We start from the raw sequence: 19,611 nt of genomic DNA, 5'->3' as shown, positions 1-19,611 counted from the left end.
AACCATTCCTCTCTGCACGTTTCCCGAATAATAACACATAATATATGTCATTACAACATATATTATGTGTCAGATGAAACCATCCAACGCTCATACAACTGATCAAGCATGGCTTGGACTTGATCCCGATCGGTTTGGATAGTCGTAAGTTTTTCAGCATCCGAGCAAGTATCTGGTGCCAACATTTGTGCATCAAGTTCCTGCAAGCGAGCTTCCAACTGCGCAATATCTGATTCCAAGCGAGCCATTGTAAAAGGCTTTATCCCTGACTTGCCTGAACGGACTTTAGTCTCATCTGTCTTTCTTCCACTCGAACCCTCATCTTGCCTTGTATCCACGGACGGTCGTGTTATTACGCTTATAGGAGCGGTATCCCCGCCGAACGTAAGTCCTGAAACTTGAGGCGCTCTTTTCTCCAAATAATGATCAAAGTTCCCAAGATACGTCATGATGGATCCACGATCCAGCGACCAAATCTTATGTGCGAGACGATTGATGAAATAGCGATCATGCGACACGGCAAGCAGTGTACCTGGAAAATCCTCTAAGGTCTCTTCAAGCGCTTCGCGTGAATCGATATCTAAGTGGTTCGTCGGTTCATCGAGCAGCAGCAAGTTCGGTTTGCGATACATAAGCAGCGCGAGGCGTAATCGGCTCCATTCACCGCCAGACAAACCACGGACTTGCTTGAACACATCGGCCCCGAAGAACAGGAATCGGGCAAGTTGCCCGCGTGCTTCACCTTCCTCCATGCCTAATTCTTCACGAAAGTATTGGAGCACGGTTTTCTTATTCTCTAAAGGCGCATTTTCTTGTGCCAAATATCCAATATCTACGCGTGAGCCTACACGAATGTCCCCTTCATCCGGGTGAACATTCCCGAGGATCATTTTGAGAATTGTACTTTTTCCTGTGCCGTTGTTGCCAATTAACATAACACGCTCCCCGTATTGAAGCTGCTCCTGAATATTGGTGAAAAGCGTTTTGTTACTGAGTGTTTTGCTAATGCCATCGAGTGTCAGCACCTGCTTACCTGAGCGATCATTTTGGGTGAGGTGCAGGTCAATCGATTTACGCTCAAGAACCGGGCGTTTGATTTTCTCCATCCGATCGAGCGCCTTTTGCATTGAAGCTGCACGGGTGTGAAAGGCTGGGTTTGGTGGATTCCCACGATTACCCCAATCGATAAGCTGCTTGATAGACTCTTTCATTTTCTTGATCTTCTTCTGCTGTTCTTGGAATTCGGCGAACTGATTGAGCAGCCGAAGCTCTTTTTCCTTTTGAAAGCCACTGTAATTCGTATGGTAAGTACTCGCTTCGCCATCTTCTATATCTACAACTTTCGTTACGACTTTATCGAGAAAATAGCGATCATGTGAAATGACAAGCACAGTGCCGCTATAGGTGACTAAGTACTGTTCCAACCATTCGATGGCGTTCATATCCAGATGGTTGGTCGGCTCATCCAATAGCAGAATATCGGGTTGGGTTAGCAAGAGGGCAGCAAGCCCCACTTTCGTTTTTTCCCCGCCGGATAGGGAAGTGAAGGGTCTTGTATATTGCGACGCAGGAATGCCCAAACCACTGGCGATCCGATCAATGCGCGCATCCATTTCATAACCGCCTTCACGTTCGAACTTTTCTTGTAATCGTCCATATTGCATAAGCAATTGATTAAGTGCATCGGCATCTGCTAGCTGCTCAGGGTCTGCCATTTGTTGTTCGAGCACTTTCATTTGTTCCTGCCACAGCCGCATTTCCCGAAAGCCTTCTCCGAGTACTTCATATACATTTGTCATATCCGCATAGTTCGGGATTTGTGCTAAGAAGCCGATTTTTGAATCCTTGCGGATTGAGATTTGTCCTTGATCAGGCTTTAAAGTACCTTTGATTAAGTGGAAAATCGTCGTCTTACCCGCGCCGTTTCGTCCGATTAACGCCACTCTTTCGCCCTGCCGCACATCGAAAGTTACGTCGCTGATCGCGAGCGTGGCTCCGTAATATTTTTGAATATGTTGAAAAGTTATCATCATCATGGGTTATATTCTCCTCTATGGATGACAACTCGCTTAGGCCCTCGTAAGATCAGTATTCTGGCTCTTATTGCACAGAAAAAGGCTGCAGGGAAATGTCCCTACAGCCTTGATCTTCATACGTCAAAACGTCTGAGGTTAAGGTAGGAGTGTCATCTCGCAATTTAGTTGAATCGTATTGGTTTGATTGTAAAAAGACAGACTGATCCCGTGTGCTTTTACATCATGAATAATGCCAAATAATGCCAGTGGCAATTGGCTAATACGATTGTGGACTACATTGCGATCCATCCTACCTCACCTCCTTTCAAATAAGTTAATTCTAATTTACCATAAAATTTACATCATATTCAACACAGAAGTGCCTATTATTTCCTAAACTGGCTTGGAATGCGGCCTGCAACACCTGTACGGATTGCTGCACGGATGACGCCTTCTCTAATTGCAGGTACAACCTTCGTATTAAATACAGAAGGAATGATGTAGAACTTATCGCGTTCATCGTCGGTTACGATGGATGCAATCGCCTCTGCAGCTGCAAGTTTCATTTCCTCGTTAATTGTTGCTGCGCGGCAATCCAGTGCGCCACGGAACATACCTGGGAAGCAAAGTACGTTATTGATTTGGTTCGGATAGTCGGAGCGGCCTGTCGCGATTACACCTACGATATCCTCGACTTCTTCTGGCATAATTTCTGGAGATGGGTTCGCCATTGCGAAGATAACCGGATCTTTTGCCATTTTCTCCACATCTGCACGCTTTAGAACCCCACCACGAGAAAGGCCGATAAACACGTCAGCGCCTTCGATCACTTCACTCAATGCTCCGGATAGACGATGTGGGTTCGTACGTTGTGCATAGTCATTCCATACTTGATTCTCATACACGTTATCTGCACAAATTGCACCTTCACGATCCACGCCGATCAAGTTGCGAACGCCTGCTGCAAGTAGGATGTTACTGCAAGCTACGCCTGCCGCACCAATACCGCATACGATGACTTTGATTTGATCGATTGGCTTGTTTACGATTTTAAGTGCGTTGATTAGACCTGCATAGAGAACAACCGCTGTACCGTGTTGATCATCGTGGAACACCGGAATATCTAGCTCTGCACGTAGACGTTCTTCAATCTCGAAGCAGCCTGGGGAGCAAATATCTTCAAGGTTAATTCCGCCGTAAGCTGGAGCAATCGCTTTGATTGTCTGGATAATTTCCTCGACGTTTTGCGTATCCAAACAGATTGGGTAGGCATCCACATCAGCGAATTGCTTGAACAACATCGCTTTTCCTTCCATAACTGGCATTGCCGCATAAGGACCAATATTTCCAAGTCCAAGTACAGCGCTTCCATCGGAGATAACAGCAACGGAGTTACGTTTCATTGTAAGTGAGTAAGCTTTTTTCTGTTCTTCATGAATCGCCATACATACACGCGCAACGTCTGGTGTGTAGACACGGGACAAGTCTTCACGGTTGTGAATCGGTGTCTTTGGTTTCATCTCGATCTTACCACCAAGGTGTAGCAAGAATGTGCGATCCGAAACGTTAACAAGCTTCACGCCGTGAAGTTCTTTGATGGAATCTGTAATTTTCTGAATATGAGAAGTGTCAACGATATCAATTGTCACGTCTCGAATTGTCATATTTGATGTGGTATGAATGACGTCTATAGCTACGATGTCGCCGCCTGCTTCTGAAATGCATTGAGCGATTTTTCCGAATTTAATTTCCCCAGTAACGATTTCAAGTCGAAGAATAATACTTTTAGCACCTATCATTTTGTTTCCCATAATTTCCCCCTGTACGAATTCTGAAAATAAAAATATGTTGCATAAATATACCCATATCATAGCATAGGTTGTTTGGTATATTAGACTTTTAGTTAATAGAACATTTTAAAACTCGTAATAGGAAACATTAATTATTGTTTTCACCAAATAGCAATAATTGGATTGGTTTTGGTGCAATATTTGCATTGGACAAGGCGTTGTCACTTGTGTCATAATACCCCCATAGGTATTATATACCCCAGTGGGTATATTTTAATTAAGGAGGATGAATGATGTCTAAAAAAGTAATTATTGTCGGAGGCGTTGCTGGAGGTGCGACTACAGCAGCACGACTTCGTCGCTTAAATGAACAAGATCAGATCATTATGTTCGAGCGTGGCGAGTACATTTCGTTCGCGAATTGTGGGCTTCCTTATTATATTGGCGGTTCGATTACAGATCGGAAGAAGCTGCTCGTACAGACAGTGGAAGGGATGTCGAAGCGTTTTCAACTGGATATTCGTAACTTGAGCGAAGTGACTCGCATTAATCGGGATCGCAAGACGGTCACGGTAACGAATTTAAGTACGAATGAGGCGTATGAAGAGTCCTACGATGTGCTGGTGCTTTCTCCTGGGGCGAAGCCAATCAAACCGGATTTACCAGGCATAGAAAAAGCACGAGATTTGTTTACACTGCGTAACATTCCAGATACAGATCGGATCAAAGATCATATCGATCACAATCATCCGAAGCAAGCTGTCGTTATTGGTGGCGGTTTTATCGGAGTGGAAATGGTCGAGAACCTCGTGGAACAAGGCATTCAGGTAACGTTAGTGGAGATGGGTAAGCAAGTCATGGCACCGATCGATTATGAGATGGCGTGTATTGTGCAAGAGCACATGCGTGCCAAAGGTGTGGAGCTGCTGCTTGAAGATGGTGTGCAATCTTTTGAAAATGAAGGTAAGCTCGTGAAACTTAGCAGTGGCAGAGAGCTGGAGACTGATATGATCATCTTAGCGATCGGGGTACAGCCAGAGAATATCCTTGCAAAAGATGCGGGTCTAGAGCTTGGACTGCGCGGTGCGATTAAAGTGAACAGCATGCTGCAGACGAATGATCCATCCATCTATGCAATTGGGGATGCGATTGAAGTGACAGATCTTGTTAATGGTCAACCTACTGTTGTCCCACTGGCATGGGGGGCGAATCGTCAAGGTCATGTTGTTGCAGATATTATTAATGGTCGTAATGTGCGTTATAAGGGCGCATTAGGGACTGCGATTGCAAAAATATTCGATCTGACCGTTGCAGCAACAGGGAACAATGAGAAAACACTACAGCGAGTAGGGGCTTCATATGAAGTCATTCATGTTCATCCCAGTTCGCATGCCAGCTATTATCCGGGCGCGGCTGCAATTTCTCTCAAGCTCATTTTTGAAAAAGAATCGGGTCGTATCTTAGGGGCACAAGCGGTGTCTTTCGATGGAGCAGATAAGCGCATCGACGTGATCGCAACTGCGATGAAAGGTGGGCTGACCGTATTCGATCTTCCTGAATTAGAGCTTGCTTATGCCCCTCCGTATTCTTCTGCTAAAGACCCAGTGAATATGGCGGGCAATGTGGCAACGAATCTAATCGAGGGTCTTGTGGAGACGGTGCAGTGGCATGAGATCGATGGAATCATTCGCGAAGGTGGCCTGCTCATTGATGTGCGTGATGCGATTGAGCGGGAAATGGGCTTTATTGCCGGTTCGATCAACATTCCGTTGAATGACTTGCGCGATCGAATGGCGGAAGTGCCAAAGAATCAGACCGTGTATGTATCGTGTCAGGTAGGATTAAGAGGCTATCTCGCTGCGCGAATTCTGATGGAACATGGCTATCAAGTGAAGAACTTGGATGGTGGATATCGCACGTATGCGAGTGTGTTTCGGGAAAATGAAGCACGGCGTGGAATGTCCACTGGGAATGGACGTCATAATGGTGGATCAAGCGGTCAAGAAACGGTGAGAGCTGCTGAAGCAGCATTTAATCAGCCGAAGTCTCATACGGGGACATTTGTCCAAGCAAGTGTGACGATCGATGCTTGCGGCTTGCAGTGTCCAGGTCCTATTTTACAAGTATACAATGCGGTTGAAAAAATGCAGGCAGGCGAAGTATTGGAAGTGAAGGCGACTGACCCAGGTTTTGCGGCAGATATTCGGAAGTGGTGTGAGAAAAAAGGCCATGAATTACTTGAGTCGTCTGTGCAAAATAATACGGTGCATGCACATATCCGCAAAGGTGATGGAGATCGAAAAGTAGCGTCAACGACTGAGGAAGTATCGAACGCTTTATCCTCACAAACCGCATCTGCAGCTACAGTGATGCCTGCAAATCCGAAAGATGGCGCGACTTTGGTCGTGTTTAGCGGTGATTTGGATAAGGCGATTGCTTCGTTTATTATTGCTTTAGGTTCAGTGTCGATGGGCAAGAAAGTGACGATGTTCTTCACGTTCTGGGGCTTGAACATTCTACGGAAGCAGGATGCGCCGCCGGTAAACAAGGATTTTGTGGAAAAAATGTTCGGGATGATGATGCCTAAAGGTGTCGGCCATTTGCCGATGTCCAAGATGAATATGGCGGGTATGGGCCCAAAAATGATTGCACACGCGATGCAGCGTAAAAATGTTGATTCTCTGGCAACACTGATGAAAAACGCACAAGAAGCTGGCGTAAAATTTGTTGCTTGTACGATGAGCATGGATATAATGGGTATGAAGCAGGAAGAGCTATTAGATGGAATCGAATATGGCGGGGTGGCTAGCTATTTAGGCGATGCCGAGGACGCTGGTTTGAACTTATTTATATAAGAGGAAGTGAACGTTATGGAATATAGCGATTCGTTGAAAAATCGTCTGCGCCGCATCGAAGGGCAAATTCGAGGTGTGCTCAGTATGATGGAAAATGAAAAGGACTGTCGCGAGATCGTCACGCAGTTATCTGCTGTACGTACAGCAGTGGATCGTTCGATTGGTCTCGTGGTAGGAGACAATTTATCACATTGTATCAAAGAAGAATTGGAAAAAGGGAACAGTACGGATGCGGTTATTCAGCAGGCTGTCGATTTGTTGGTGAAGACGAGGTAATCTACTTTTGCAAAAATATGACCGCTGCGCGAACAAAACGTTCCTCCAATCGCTGTTGTCCCCGGATTTCTTGAATGAAGTTTGAAGTGGTGAAAATCCGGGGACAAAGGCGAACGCTTCGCTTTTACGGAACCGTTTTGTTCGCTTCGCTCGGTCGTTATTCACCGCAAAAGGAAGCAGTTATAAGTAAAAGAATAATGATATTTATGGCTAGTAAAAGTACCGCAAGAACATAGTAAGTCGGTTGAAATGAACATATAAATAACATACCTCGATTAGGCTTGCAGTTAGGAGAAGTATAGTAGCTATTTGGTCGTACTTTGCTCCGAATTAGAAAGATCTTTGAATGATTTAGAATGTTTTCCAGCTGCTGATTAGAATAAGACCAAAGATAAAATATAAGAAAATTAACACGCTAATTATAAATATTAATACAGCTAGAACATAATAGGAAACCTTAATTGATTTCTTTAAAAGTACTAATATGCTTGATGTTAAGCCCATTAAAGCGGTTATGAGGCACAATAGGACTTCAACCCATATGGGCAACCGACGAAATATGCTGTTTTCAATCATCAGATAAAAGCAACATAATTCGAGTACACCGAAGATGACTAGAAGTATGTTTGTTGTTTTGTCATATGTTTCATCATAAGTGTATCCTTCACTAATTCTACGAAGTCCATATATCCCCCAAAATGGGGATGATATGATTATGAAGAGAAACAATATTAATATAAGTTCCATAGATAACCACCTTTCTGTTTTGATTAAGAAGGTAATATTTAATTTGATTTAAAAGACAACAAAGAAGCAAGCTCATCGTCATGTACGTGTGTGCTTGCTTCTTCGTTGTTAGGGATTCAGTTAGGTGGTAGCTAAATTACTCTTCGTCCGAACAGCTTACACCATTGATATAGTAGCTGCTTTCCTGAAAAGTTGTAAACGCAATTTCAACTTCGGGAATGTCGAGGGAACGCACGTGTTTGGTGACAATTTCGGCGAATGAGTCACGAACTTCCTTGCCGCGCTCGAACCAAGCGACTTCGATGAACGGGTAAGTTTCGACGATTTTGCCTCCAAAAACAGAAGTTGTTTGCAAGATTTCAATCATGAAATTATCCGTATCGCATTCGCACAATTCTGCGAGCTCGGTAACAAGTGGCGTACTGATCTCGCACATTTGCTCGACTTGAATACCTCTTACAAGGATGTGTGGCATATTAAGTTCAGTCCTTTCGATTTTACTTCTCTATGCAGTAATAGTACTATAATGTTAACGATAATAGAAATTTTGTATGGGAATATGATGTCCATCACATCTGGATTTAACGCAAAGGAGCGGACACTATGGAATGTATTGTACATTTTGAAGTTATTCGTGAAGGAGAGACGAAGGCATTTCGGGGTCTAATCGAACAACAAGAACCCAAGAAACCTTCAGCAGAGCAGCTCGTTAAGATGTTCGATGAATTAGGATATAAGGTTGAGCCGTTTGGCGGTACAACGAATTTTCACCCAGTAGCTCCAGATCGCGATTACAAAATTCATGTGAAGAAGTTGGATATGGGCGAACCTATTGAAGATGGCCCAGACCGCACACGTGATAATTTGCTGCAAAATTTAATGAACCTGAACCGCCCTTATTAGGGCTAATACTTGGATGCAAGATAGAAGGGGCTGTACCATGGGTGAATAGACCAATGGGACAGCCCTTTTAGTTGATTTTTTTCGGATCAAAATATTCAGAAAATTCTAATTGACAACAAAAAAATCGTATATTAGGATGGGTATTATACATATTTTGGATAAAAATGCAACCGAAAATAACAATGTAGCAATGCTGAAAAAGATGGGGTTTGAAAAATAGTTCAAAGTGTATCAAAGGGGAGAGAGATACCATGAGTAGTCCATTAACTGCAGTGTTAATTGGCGCGGGTGCGAGAGGATTCGAAAGCTATGCACCTTATGCACTTCATTACCCACATGAATTGAAATTTGTAGCTGTTGCTGAAGCTGATCCGGTAAGACTTGCCAAAGCAGCAGAAACTCACGGTATCGCAGAGGGTCGTTGTTATGCATCATGGGAGCAATTGCTTGCAGAAGAGCAAATGGCAGATATTGCGGTAATTTGTACACAGGATCGCATGCATTATGAGCCGACGATTCAAGCGCTGAATAAGAAGTATCATGTGCTCTTAGAAAAACCGATGTCACCAAGCCCAAGAGAATGCTTGGAGATGGAGCTTGCGGCAAAAAAGAATGATCGTTTACTGACGATCTGTCACGTCATGCGTTATACGCCACTCTGGAGCAGAATCAAGGCACTCATCACCGAGAAGCGAATTGGGGATGTTGTATCGATTCAACTGAATGAGAACGTGGGATACTGGCATATTGCACACAGTTTCGTACGTGGGAATTGGAATAACTCTGACAAATCCAGTCCGATGATTCTCGCTAAATCCTGCCATGATATGGATGTTTTGTCCTGGCTTATGGATGAGCCTTGTACTCGCATTAGTTCGTTTGGCTCCTTGATGCACTTCCATGAATGCAACGCGCCGGAAGGATCGACAGCTCGCTGTCTAGATTGCCCAGTGGAAACGACATGTGTGTACTCCGCACCGAAGTTTTATTTTAGCCAAGAGTTTGGAGATTGGGCACGTCATTTTACACCCGATCTAACAAGAGAGAACATCATTCAAGGCTTGCGTGAGACCGATTATGGACGCTGTGTGTATCGCAGTGACAACAATGTTGTGGATCATCAAGTGGTGAATATGGAGTTCGCGAGCGGTGCTACTGCGATGTTCAGTATGTGTGGTTTTACGTTTGAGCAGGAGCGTCGCATTCAAATTATGGGTACGCACGGTGAACTTCGTGCAGAAGAAGATAAAATTACACTATATGATTTTCTTACGCATCAGAAAACAGAAATTACGATCCCAGTCCAGACGAGTGGTCATGGCGGTGGAGACAGCGGTATCGTGCGGAGTTTCTTGCAGGAAGTGCGCGGATATAACGGGCAAGAAGGCCTGACTTCTGCATCTGCCTCTGTACGTAGTCATTTGATGGCATTCGCAGCGGAGGAGTCCCGCTTAAACGGTGGGAAGCCGATTGAATTGAATACCTATGCGAAACAATTATTGACTATCTAGTGCTTCTTTTATCCGCAGTATCAGACTTTTTGAACACACTCTAACAATAAGAAAGCGGCTTACTTGCTCCCCCGTCATGAACACGGGAGCGAAGTAAGCCGCTTTTTTGTATTTTACAATAGGCCTATATTAGGCCTTGCCCTTAAGTGCTTCTTGCGCATTGCGCGGTAGCAGTGCCGTTAAGATGAGTGAGAATGCAGCAATCCCAATTAAAATGAGGAAAATCTCATGAATGCCCGAGACAAGCACTTCACGCAGTGCAGTTCGTGTGGCATCGGGCAGCTGGCTCGCCAAAACAGGATTAATGAGTTGGTTCATCTGTGCAGCTTCAATGCCTGCACCCGCAGGATTAGTGCTAAGGTGATGCGCAATGGCAATGTTAAAGTAACTGCCGAATATGGATATACCGATGGTTTGGCCAAGTGTACGGAACAGCATGCTAGATGAGGTAGCGACCCCGCGCATATTAGGCTCTACCGCAGATTGTACAATAAGGGTATAGAGCGTAACCGTAATCCCGAAACCAATACCAATACAAGCAGAGACGAAGTAGAAGTTAATATGCGAGCTCGTCATATGAACGGTAGACAACCATAGGGTGCTTAGCAGTAACACCCCTGTACCGATAATCGATGTGATTCGGAAACCTTTGGCTATGATTTTGCCGCATATAAAGGAACCGAACGTCCACGTAATCGACATGGGCATAAGGATCAACCCTGATTCTGTTGCGCCAAACCCGAGTACACCTTGCACCCACATCGGTACATAGACGATCAAACCAATGAGAATGGCGTGTACGAAAAATGTAATCGTATTGGATGATGTGATCGCAACTGATCGGAAGATGGTAAGTGGAATCAACGGCTCTTTGACCTTTGATTCAATGATAACGAACACAGCCATGAAGATCAGGAATGCTGCGAATAAGAGAAGCACAGTAAGAGATACCCAGTTGTTATCCTCGCTGCCTTTTTGTACCCCATACAAGAGAGCTAATAATCCAGCTGAGAACGTAAGCGCGCCCCAATAATCGATCGATTTTTTTGTTTTCTCCATTTTTTCTTTGAGGAAAATAAAGATAAGAATAATGGCTGCGATGCCAAATGGAATGTTCATAAAGAAAATCCAGTGCCAACTCACAAAGTCGACGAAAAATCCACCAACAAGCGGCCCGATGATGCCGGCAGCCCCCCATACGAAACCGACAAGCCCCATCATCTTCGCGCGTTTTTCAAACGGATACAGATCTGCAATGATGATCGTGGATATAGGTAGAATCGCACCAGCACCGATCCCTTGTATAAAGCGATAAATGATCAGTTGCTCCATGTTCATCGCAAATCCACATAATGTGGACCCCAATAGGAAAATAAGCACTCCGATAACTAATACTCGCTTACGTCCAAATAAGTCTGAAAATTTACCGAAAATCGGTACGGTAACAGAGGAGATAAGTAAATAAATCGAAAATACCCAGTTCATTAATTCAAGGCCGTGCAAATCACTGACGATCTTAGGCATTGCGGTACTGACGACCGTGCCTTCAATGGCGGTGAGGAACGTGGCAACCATTATGGCGATCATGACCATTGTTTTATTTGTCTGTACTACACTCATTTGCCATCACTCCTTTATGTATATGAGCTAATTAGCTTTGTGTCTAATTTCCTTTAGTAAGATACCTGAGTTTCCTTTATCCGTCAACCAACTTTAGACCCTTAATAGAGTTAGAATGAGACAAGTGCGCAATAATAATTCTCAGAGGTCACCTTTTCCATCACACACAGGGGTTGCATATATCTGGTATAATAACTGCTATGATGGCAGAAAGTTGCTGTTTGGGTGGGTTGAGGGGCTGTTTATTAAAAGGAAGTAAAGGGATGATGAATCGATTATTTGGTTTAAACCAGTATAACACCAATGTGAAAAAAGAAATGATGGCCGGTTTTGTTACCTTTATTACGGCAATTTACATTGTCGTGGTAAACGCATCAATCTTGGCAGATGCAGGGATTCCTTTTGAAGCTGGAATTGTAGCAACAGGGCTTACGGCTTTTGTAGGTTGCTTGTTAATGGGTTTCTGGGGAAATAGTCCGCTTGCAATCGTACCTGGAATGGGGATTAATGCCTTATTCACCTATACGGTTGTGCATGGACTTCACCTTTCGTGGCAGGAAGCTTTAGCGGCTGTGTTTGTCTCAGGCATTCTGTTTACAATCATTGCATTTACGTCGTTATCCGCTCTGATTCAACGTGCGATTCCGCGTTCCTTAAAAGAGGCGATTACTGTAGGAATAGGTTTGTTCATTGCTTTTATCGGTCTTCAAAAAGGCGGCATCATCGTAGCTAATCCGAGTACGATCGTGGCACTTGGTGATCTGAGTCAAGTACATGTGCTGCTGACGATTGCGACGCTCATTGTGATGTTCATTCTCTTCGTACGGAATGTTCCAGGCAATTTGCTGATCGGCATTGCGATGGGTACGCTCTTTGCTGCACTTAGCGGAACCATTAACTTTGAAGACGCAGGACAAACGAGTATGTCACTAAGTGATTCATTTTCGGCAATCGGTGCGATGTCCTTTGGAAGTATAGGAACAATTGCCTTCTGGATTGCGACGTTCTCGATCATGCTTGTGCTTGTCTTTGAAAATGTGGGTCTGATTCACGGGCAGCTCGGAATGTTGAAGCAGCCTGAGAAATTTAACCGATCCTTGCAGGCCAGTGCCCTTGCTGTAGTGGCGTCAGGTGTATTAGGCACGAGTCCTACCGTGTCAGCTGTAGAAAGTACAGCGGGAATTACAACGGGTGGGAAAACAGGACTTACTGCCGTAACGACAGGTATGTTATTCTTATTGTCCTTGTTCTTTATTCCGTTTATTAAGCTGATTCCGGACACGGCAATTGCGCCAGTCCTGATTCTTGTAGGCGGTCTGATGATCCAGAGCGTGAAAGAGATACCTTTTGAAGATTATACAGAAGGTCTTCCGGCATTCTTGGTTATCGCGACTATTCCGCTTACGTCTAGCATCGTAGATGGCATGGCAATTGGTTTTATACTGTATCCGATCTTAAAAATTGCAACTGGCAAATGGAAGCAAGTGGGTATACCGTTAATGATTATTGCTCTATTGTTCTTGTTAAACTTGGTGTTCCATGCTGTGGGATAACACGCATATAGACATGAGAAAGCGCAGTTGTTAGAGGGATATCCTCTCATCAACTGTGCTTTTTTCTTGCATGTCAGTCATTCGGCACTCATTGTGCCAAGAGGTCCATTCTCATCGATGATATCCGCGATACTGTACACGGAGATGGGGAACATCGGGGTGCCGACATAGTAAGGACTAATCTCATATTCTTGAAAATAGATAACGAGCGATTTATCCGCAATGTAGTAGGATTGATCGGGACGGATGCTTTTCCATGGTCCAAGTAAGGGGATTTGACGTTCTTTTATTTGTACGCCAATGAGGTCGGATAAGACTTTGACATAGTCACTATTCGGTTTAAATAAATCTTGAAGCGTGTAGCTGCGTCTGGTGTGAATGTTGAAGGTAAGAGACTGCAGCAAGGTGAGTCCATGGGCATGATGTGTCAAAAAGGCATAATTGCTGAGAGTGAGGCTCAGTAAGCCGCGTTCATTGGTTTTGATTTCATAACCGCCAATCATTTGACTAATGGAAGAATCTTGCTTATGCGTCTGCTGTTGCATTAATGTGTGCATAACGTGTAAAATCGTTTGATTGATGTGCTGCTGGATAGCAGGGTCAGTAAGTCCGGTTACAACAGGATAATAAATGATGGTATTACGAGCAATGAGGGTCCTTGTATGAATGATGACGGGTGGTTGGAAGGTAGGCATCTAAACACATCCTTATCGTAAAAATAGAGTGAAGAGGAAGGTTTTTCCTCTATTTTGTGGAACAGATGTAGGAGCAGCAGAAATTCGGAAATACTGAATAAGGAACGAATGAAGGGAGAAATTTGAAGATGATTAAAAAGTTTAAGGATTTTGCGTTTAAAGGGAATATGATTGATCTAGCCATCGGTGTCATTATCGGGGGTGCTTTTGGTAAAGTCATTACTTCCATTGTTAACGATCTCATCATGCCGCTTATTGGATTAATATTAGGGAAAGTGGATTTCAGAACACTGTTTATTTCGCTTAATGGGGAACATTATGATACGTTAGATGCAGCAAAAGCAGCTAATGCACCAACCTTGAATTATGGAAACTTGCTTTCCAATTTCTTGGATTTCCTCATTATTGCATTCGTGATTTTCATGGTCTTGGAGCAAATCTTACGTTTTCGTAAAAAAGAAGAGCCAAAGCCGGCGTCTGTCAAAGAGTGTCCGGAATGCTTGTCTGAAGTTCCAATTAAAGCTACTCGCTGTAAATACTGCACGTCTCATTTAGAAGTAAAAGAAGCTTAGGCATTATATTAAAAACCCTTCTTGACTTGTACAAAAACCCGCAAGATAAACACTTTAAAAAAGTGTCCATCTTGCGGGTTTTAAAAAGGAGACATATATTATGCTTTTTTACATACTGATTGTTTTTGCAATAGTAGTTATATTACTTCTGTTAATAGGTCTTTATTATTTCTCAAAACAACAATATGATAATTTTTATGTAAGTTTATTATTAGATAAAAATAAACTTACATTACTCAAATCAAATAAAATAAATCAAATAAAATATAAAAAAATCAAATTCATATTAATTGTTAGAACAATATTTTTGATAGTTTTAGCATCAGCAGCTATTTATTTTTTTAAATCGGATAATATAGCTTTTAGATATATTGTGATTGTCTTGTTATTTGCAAATTATGTTGTTTCAGATAAATGGATTGAAAATATATCTAATAGGTAGCGTCAAGGAGTGCAGTTAATTTGGTTTCAAGCAGATGATTCTTTTTATGCTAAAATGAACTAATGAACTACACGAAAGGATGATAAGTATGAGCAAAAATAATATTGTTGTTATAACAGGCGCTGGCAGTGGATTAGGTGCTGCACTTGCTTACAAATATTCCAGTCTAGGCTATCACATTTGTTTACTCGGTCGGACGAAATCAAAGCTTGAGCAAACGGCTAAAACTTTAACACATGGTTATTCTATTTATGAGGTGGATGTTTCCTCCAAACAACAAGTTGCTCAGATCATTCAGTCCATACAAGGCGATCTTGGACCCATCCAATTGCTGTTTAATAACGCGGGTGTTGGATATTTTGATGATGCAGAGAACTTGAGTGAAGATTCCGTCCATCAAATGATCGATATTAATTTAAAAGGAACCATTTTTTGCACACAAGAAGTGTTAAAAGGGATGAAAGACCGTAATGAAGGAACCATTGTTAATATTGTTTCTACTGCCGGTAAAGAAGGGAAAGTAACGGAATCCGTGTATTGCGCCAGTAAATTTGGTGTTAGGGGATTTACAGAGAGTCTAACACTAGAATTGAAAAAAACGGCTATCCATGTATTTGCGGTATACATGGGCGGTATGAAGACGGAGTTTTGGGATGGAATATTTTCAGAGGAACAAACCAAGAAATTAATGGACCCACATGATATCGCGGATATTATCATGGATAATATTAAGCCACGGAAATCGCTAACTGTAACTGAAGTTGTTATTAAAAATCAAAAATAAGCAAGGACCTGGCTATCATAAGCCAGGTTTTTTATTGAGCATTTTTGCAGTAATTTAAAAATGGAATTATGCAAAATGCTCAATTATCAAAAAAGACGTGCCAGTTGGCACGTCAATTTGCATGTCATTTACATCAGAAGGAAATTTCCTTATTTTTACAGCAACTAGACGGTTTCATTGTCATCTTCAGAAGCGGGTTCACTTGCTTCTTCCGCGGTGTCAGTCAGCTCCTTTTGCTTTGGAGGGACAATAATATTACGCGTTCCGCTCCATCTTTCGTAGAAGAGTGTGCGATGACGCTTGATCAAGCATCTAATGACATCGAACACCACGAATATATCGATGGCAAAGATCAAGAACGTTAGAATGATCACGATAACGCCGCTGGATATTCTCCCACCGATGGGCGTGATCAAGATGTGAGCGCCTAACAAACCTCCATACAATAGCCCGTATCGTTCCAACAATTCGATGAACGAAATGCGCTCATGCTGACCTGCTACTCTAATTCGAAGAATCCATTTCCCACACGTAAACCCATTGTTTCGATACGGGATTACAATGAAGTAAATGAAGATTACAATCCCAAGCCAAGTGAGTGATGTGACTGACATGTCTGAACCTATAATAAATGCAGGCATGAACCAGGATGTCGAGAATGCAAGCGTTGGTGTCACGATGCTAATAATGATCCAATCAATCTGCAAAGCGATCAATCTGCGAATGAATGCAACTGGACGTGTGGTCAGATCTACATTTGCGTCCAATTGATTCGATTTCGGCAAAAAGAAAGTAAACAAAGGCGTAATGGCAAAGCCTAACATCGCCCCACTTGTATTGAGCATGAGATCATCAACATCGAATAAACGATAGGGACAATTGTAAATCCCGTATAAGCCTGTCAGTTGTGTAATTTCGAAAAATAAGGATGTACCAAAAGCGATAATCAGCGCTTTAACCCATGTCCGACGGAAGTAGTATCTTAAATACACACCAAGCGGCAGAAGAAGCACAAAGTTAAAGATCACTTGTAAAAACGAGCGCTCTTTGAAAAGCTGAAGATAAGACATGGGCTGTGCCCAATTCACTTTGGTTTCTTTTAAAAAATCATTCACAAATTGAAAAGGGCGCAGTGACATGAACTTTGTACCCGGTTTTTGCAGGGCACATGTATTGCGAACATCCGGCAGCGGCAGGATGACGAGATAGAATGCAGTTAATAAGAATAACAACATGGAATACAGTACGAGAGCACGCAGCCAATTTATGTAACTGTATTTATGATATTGGTAGATCAGGAACGGCAATGTAATGAAAAAAGCTAGGATCGGAAAAGTGATCAGAGCTGTTTTTATGGGAAACAAATAAGCATTCATGTCTAGCTCAGTACCAAAAGCTTATTAACCGCATGTTCAATTCGGTTCATAGCCTCTTCCACGATACGACGGGAGCATGCAATATTCATCCGTTCAAATCCAGCACCAAGCTCACCGAAGATAAACCCAGAATCCAGCCACACAAGCGCCTCTTGACGTAAGAAGCGTTGGAGCTCCAATTTATCCATACCGAGTTTCCGGAAATCGATCCAGAGAAGGAAAGTCGATTCTGAGTCTAGGACGCTCAAGTTTGGTAATTTTTCTTCGACGAATTTCATGACATACTGCTTGTTTCCTTCAATATAGGCAAGCGTTGCATCCAGCCAGGGTCCACCTTCACGATAACCTGCTTCCGCTGCAACGAGTGCAAATGGGTTAAAGGTGCCTACACCGGATTTACACACTTCATTGACGAAGCTTTGGCGCAGGATCGTATCTTCAATAATGATGTTAGCGGATTGCAAACCTGCGATATTGAACGATTTGTTCGGCGCTGTGCATGTAAGGGTACGTTTGGATACTGCTGGTGAGAGCGAAGCGATCGGGATGTGCTTATTGCCTCTGTTAGGAAACACAAGATCATGATGAATTTCATCAGAGACGATAAGGACCTGATTGGCTAGACAAATGTCGGCAAGCCTTGTTAGATCTTCTCTGCTCCACACTCTGCCAATCGGATTGTGCGGATTGCACAGAATGAACATTTTGGTATGTGGATCTTGCGCCTTTTTTTCGAAATCTTCAAAATTTATTTCATAGCGGTTGTTCACAAGTTGAAGCTCATTGTTCAGGTATTCAAATCCATTAGAAGTAATGATGTTCATAAAAGGATAATAGACAGGCTGCTGAATGATAACCTTGTCTCCCGGTTCTAAGAAAGCGCGGACGATAAAATTCAGTGCAGGCACAACGCCAGGGGCAGTCGCGATCCATTCTGGCATAATGGCCCAGTCATGGCGGTCACGCATCCAACTTACGACAGCTTCAAAATATGCTTCTGAACATTTGGAGTAACCAAAAACAGCATGCTCAGCTCTTTTGCGGACAGCATTTGCTATTGCAGGAGCGACTTCGAAGTCCATGTCAGCAATCCACATTGGAATGGCTTCTTCAGGAATTTGGTTACATAATTTAGAGTCAAACTTTACAGAATGGGAACAACTACGATCTACAATTTTGTCAAAATCATATGTCATCTAAGAGGCCTCCGAAAATAGTAAGATAATTTTATTGTATCCACTATACATCCTCATGACAACCTAATCGCTCTCTCAATACGTGCCATCGCTTCAATTACAATGGATCTTGGACACGCAATATTCATACGTGCAAATCCATTGCCGCTTGATCCGAACGTTGAACCTGCATTGAGCCAAACTTTGGCTTCGTGATTAAGGAACTGTGTAAGCCTTTTTGGCTGTAATTCAAGTTTATTAAAATCAATCCAGAGGAGATAAGTTGCTTCTGAATCAAATACACGCAGCATCGGGAGCTTCTCTTGGATGTAGTTCATGACATAGTGTTTATTTTCTTCTATATAGTCAAGCGCTTGGTCTAACCACTCTGCTCCTTCACGATAAGCGGCCTCTGATGCAATCCCAGCAAAAACATTCGGGGTTTCTAAGCTTGTTCGCGCTAGCTCACGTACAAAAGCAGTACGTATATCGGCATTTTCAATGATGATGTTAGCGGCTTGTAGCCCTGCGATGTTGAACGTTTTGCTCGGTGCTGTGCATGTAATCGTCTGCTGAGAGATTTCAGGAGACAGAGAAGCAATTGGAATGTGTGTGTTGCCTTTGAATACCAAATCATGATGAATTTCATCTGCTACAATCAGGACTTGATGTCTGATGCAGATGTCAGCAATTTGAAGTAAAGTTTCCTTACTCCATACTCGACCAACAGGATTGTGTGGATTGCATAAAATGAATAACTTAGTAGCGGGATCAGCCGCTTTCATCTCGAAGTCGGTTAAGTTCATCTCATATTTGCCATTGATCTCTTGCAGCTCATTGTTCAAATACTCGAAATGATTGTTAGTGGCTACACTTACGAATGGCGGATATACCGGTTGCTGGATGATGACCTTTTCACCTGGTTTTAGAAATGCGCGAACCATGCAGTTCAGTGCGGGAACAACTCCTGGAGCGTGTACAATCCATTGAGGTTCAATTGTCCAGTTGTGACGTGTCTTCATCCACTGGACTGCAGCTTCATGACCGTTATCTCCTAAATGAGTATATCCGTAAATAGGATGATCCAATCGATTGCGAATTGCATCTGTTATCGCTGGCGGGGAAGCAAAATCCATATCGGCAACCCACATCGGGAGAGCATCCTCAGGAACATGATATTTCATCCTCATATCGGTTTTAGCGGCTAAAGTATGATTTCGATCGATGATTGCATCAAAGTTATATCGCATTGTAAGTACCCTCTTTTCCCCTTAAGATGCTTTCATTGTACGAGGGA

Annotated in this window: 17 protein-coding genes; 8 read left to right on the top strand and 9 right to left on the bottom strand. The window is 42.9% G+C overall.

Going from position 1 to position 19,611, the window contains the following annotated elements:
• Positions 1-62: 62 nt before the first annotated feature.
• The 3 genes from abc-f to ACSBOP_RS20010 form a co-directional block, all read right to left on the bottom strand.
• A complete protein-coding gene (abc-f, locus tag ACSBOP_RS20020) occupies positions 63-2,036 on the bottom strand; it encodes a ribosomal protection-like ABC-F family protein (protein WP_442602239.1) in 1,974 nt (657 codons plus the stop codon).
• A 135-nt stretch (positions 2,037-2,171) separates the two neighbouring features.
• On the bottom strand, positions 2,172-2,324 hold the full coding sequence (locus ACSBOP_RS20015) for an RAxF-45 family protein (RefSeq protein WP_442602238.1): 153 nt from the start codon (positions 2,322-2,324) through the stop codon (positions 2,172-2,174).
• 77 nt (positions 2,325-2,401) lie between these two features.
• The gene (locus tag ACSBOP_RS20010; RefSeq protein ID WP_442602237.1) at positions 2,402-3,826 is read right to left on the bottom strand and encodes an NAD-dependent malic enzyme; all 1,425 of its coding nucleotides are present in this window, start codon (positions 3,824-3,826) and stop codon (positions 2,402-2,404) included.
• 272 nt (positions 3,827-4,098) lie between these two features.
• Here ACSBOP_RS20010 and ACSBOP_RS20005 point away from each other — a divergent pair, with 272 nt between their 5' ends.
• Both ACSBOP_RS20005 and ACSBOP_RS20000 read left to right on the top strand, forming a co-directional pair.
• Positions 4,099-6,660, top strand: a complete 2,562-nt coding sequence (locus ACSBOP_RS20005) for a CoA-disulfide reductase (RefSeq protein ID WP_442602236.1) — start codon at positions 4,099-4,101, stop codon at positions 6,658-6,660.
• A gap of 15 nt (positions 6,661-6,675) precedes the next feature.
• Entirely contained in the window at positions 6,676-6,936 is a 261-nt protein-coding gene (locus tag ACSBOP_RS20000) for a metal-sensitive transcriptional regulator (RefSeq protein ID WP_442602235.1), read from the top strand.
• An 883-nt stretch (positions 6,937-7,819) separates the two neighbouring features.
• Here ACSBOP_RS20000 and ACSBOP_RS19995 read toward each other — a convergent pair.
• Positions 7,820-8,158: a DUF1904 family protein gene (locus ACSBOP_RS19995; RefSeq protein ID WP_442602234.1), complete on the bottom strand. Its 339-nt coding sequence runs from the start codon at positions 8,156-8,158 to the stop codon at positions 7,820-7,822.
• 128 nt (positions 8,159-8,286) lie between these two features.
• On the opposite strand from ACSBOP_RS19995, the gene ACSBOP_RS19990 reads away from it, so the two are divergent.
• Both ACSBOP_RS19990 and ACSBOP_RS19985 read left to right on the top strand, forming a co-directional pair.
• Complete coding sequence (locus ACSBOP_RS19990; RefSeq protein WP_442602233.1) at positions 8,287-8,586, top strand: dipeptidyl aminopeptidase; 300 nt, start codon at positions 8,287-8,289, stop codon at positions 8,584-8,586.
• A 251-nt stretch (positions 8,587-8,837) separates the two neighbouring features.
• Entirely contained in the window at positions 8,838-10,097 is a 1,260-nt protein-coding gene (locus tag ACSBOP_RS19985) for a Gfo/Idh/MocA family protein (protein ID WP_442602232.1), read from the top strand.
• A gap of 129 nt (positions 10,098-10,226) precedes the next feature.
• Here the strand turns inward: ACSBOP_RS19985 and ACSBOP_RS19980 are convergent, their stop codons facing one another.
• On the bottom strand, positions 10,227-11,717 hold the full coding sequence (locus ACSBOP_RS19980) for an MDR family MFS transporter (RefSeq protein WP_442602231.1): 1,491 nt from the start codon (positions 11,715-11,717) through the stop codon (positions 10,227-10,229).
• A gap of 263 nt (positions 11,718-11,980) precedes the next feature.
• Between ACSBOP_RS19980 and ACSBOP_RS19975 the strand changes: the two genes are divergently transcribed.
• Entirely contained in the window at positions 11,981-13,270 is a 1,290-nt protein-coding gene (locus ACSBOP_RS19975) for an NCS2 family permease (protein WP_442602230.1), read from the top strand.
• Positions 13,271-13,347: 77 nt separating this feature from the next.
• On the opposite strand, the gene ACSBOP_RS19970 is transcribed toward ACSBOP_RS19975, so the two are convergent.
• Entirely contained in the window at positions 13,348-13,965 is a 618-nt protein-coding gene (locus ACSBOP_RS19970) for a DUF3298 domain-containing protein (RefSeq protein ID WP_442602229.1), read from the bottom strand.
• 128 nt (positions 13,966-14,093) lie between these two features.
• Here ACSBOP_RS19970 and mscL point away from each other — a divergent pair, with 128 nt between their 5' ends.
• The 3 genes from mscL (at position 14,094) to ACSBOP_RS19955 (ending at position 15,763) form a co-directional block, all read left to right on the top strand.
• A complete protein-coding gene (gene mscL / locus ACSBOP_RS19965; protein WP_442602228.1) occupies positions 14,094-14,537 on the top strand; it encodes a large conductance mechanosensitive channel protein MscL in 444 nt (147 codons plus the stop codon).
• A 100-nt stretch (positions 14,538-14,637) separates the two neighbouring features.
• A complete protein-coding gene (locus ACSBOP_RS19960; protein WP_442602227.1) occupies positions 14,638-14,979 on the top strand; it encodes a hypothetical protein in 342 nt (113 codons plus the stop codon).
• An 88-nt stretch (positions 14,980-15,067) separates the two neighbouring features.
• Positions 15,068-15,763 (top strand): SDR family oxidoreductase, encoded by a 696-nt coding sequence (locus ACSBOP_RS19955; protein WP_442602226.1) that lies wholly within the window; start codon positions 15,068-15,070, stop codon positions 15,761-15,763.
• Positions 15,764-15,927: 164 nt separating this feature from the next.
• On the opposite strand, the gene ACSBOP_RS19950 is transcribed toward ACSBOP_RS19955, so the two are convergent.
• Genes ACSBOP_RS19950 through ACSBOP_RS19940 form a run of 3 tightly spaced genes read right to left on the bottom strand, consistent with a single transcriptional unit; the run spans position 15,928 to position 19,564 of the window.
• The gene (locus tag ACSBOP_RS19950) at positions 15,928-17,139 is read right to left on the bottom strand and encodes a VanZ family protein (RefSeq protein ID WP_442602225.1); all 1,212 of its coding nucleotides are present in this window, start codon (positions 17,137-17,139) and stop codon (positions 15,928-15,930) included.
• Between the two features lie 2 nt (positions 17,140-17,141).
• On the bottom strand, positions 17,142-18,335 hold the full coding sequence (locus tag ACSBOP_RS19945) for a MalY/PatB family protein (protein ID WP_442602224.1): 1,194 nt from the start codon (positions 18,333-18,335) through the stop codon (positions 17,142-17,144).
• Between the two features lie 53 nt (positions 18,336-18,388).
• Positions 18,389-19,564 (bottom strand): MalY/PatB family protein, encoded by a 1,176-nt coding sequence (locus ACSBOP_RS19940; protein WP_442602223.1) that lies wholly within the window; start codon positions 19,562-19,564, stop codon positions 18,389-18,391.
• Positions 19,565-19,611 lie beyond the last annotated feature (47 nt).

It is taken from the genome of Paenibacillus sp. KN14-4R (assembly GCF_052180255.1).
Classification (GTDB): domain Bacteria; phylum Bacillota; class Bacilli; order Paenibacillales; family NBRC-103111; genus Paenibacillus_AM.
This window is presented reverse-complemented; position numbering and strand designations above follow the sequence as displayed.

Coding starts and splice junctions, on each gene's coding strand:
- ACSBOP_RS19945 (WP_442602224.1), bottom strand. CDS start 18,335: ATGACATATGATTTTGACAAAATTGTAGATCGTAGTTGTTCCCATTCT.
- ACSBOP_RS19950 (WP_442602225.1), bottom strand. CDS start 17,139: ATGAATGCTTATTTGTTTCCCATAAAAACAGCTCTGATCACTTTTCCG.
- ACSBOP_RS20010 (WP_442602237.1), bottom strand. CDS start 3,826: ATGGGAAACAAAATGATAGGTGCTAAAAGTATTATTCTTCGACTTGAA.
- ACSBOP_RS20005 (WP_442602236.1), top strand. CDS start 4,099: ATGTCTAAAAAAGTAATTATTGTCGGAGGCGTTGCTGGAGGTGCGACT.
- ACSBOP_RS19970 (WP_442602229.1), bottom strand. CDS start 13,965: ATGCCTACCTTCCAACCACCCGTCATCATTCATACAAGGACCCTCATT.
- ACSBOP_RS19960 (WP_442602227.1), top strand. CDS start 14,638: ATGCTTTTTTACATACTGATTGTTTTTGCAATAGTAGTTATATTACTT.
- ACSBOP_RS19975 (WP_442602230.1), top strand. CDS start 11,981: ATGATGAATCGATTATTTGGTTTAAACCAGTATAACACCAATGTGAAA.
- ACSBOP_RS19940 (WP_442602223.1), bottom strand. CDS start 19,564: ATGCGATATAACTTTGATGCAATCATCGATCGAAATCATACTTTAGCC.
- ACSBOP_RS19985 (WP_442602232.1), top strand. CDS start 8,838: ATGAGTAGTCCATTAACTGCAGTGTTAATTGGCGCGGGTGCGAGAGGA.
- ACSBOP_RS20015 (WP_442602238.1), bottom strand. CDS start 2,324: ATGGATCGCAATGTAGTCCACAATCGTATTAGCCAATTGCCACTGGCA.
- ACSBOP_RS20000 (WP_442602235.1), top strand. CDS start 6,676: ATGGAATATAGCGATTCGTTGAAAAATCGTCTGCGCCGCATCGAAGGG.
- ACSBOP_RS19980 (WP_442602231.1), bottom strand. CDS start 11,717: ATGAGTGTAGTACAGACAAATAAAACAATGGTCATGATCGCCATAATG.
- abc-f (WP_442602239.1), bottom strand. CDS start 2,036: ATGATGATGATAACTTTTCAACATATTCAAAAATATTACGGAGCCACG.
- mscL (WP_442602228.1), top strand. CDS start 14,094: ATGATTAAAAAGTTTAAGGATTTTGCGTTTAAAGGGAATATGATTGAT.
- ACSBOP_RS19990 (WP_442602233.1), top strand. CDS start 8,287: ATGGAATGTATTGTACATTTTGAAGTTATTCGTGAAGGAGAGACGAAG.
- ACSBOP_RS19995 (WP_442602234.1), bottom strand. CDS start 8,158: ATGCCACACATCCTTGTAAGAGGTATTCAAGTCGAGCAAATGTGCGAG.
- ACSBOP_RS19955 (WP_442602226.1), top strand. CDS start 15,068: ATGAGCAAAAATAATATTGTTGTTATAACAGGCGCTGGCAGTGGATTA.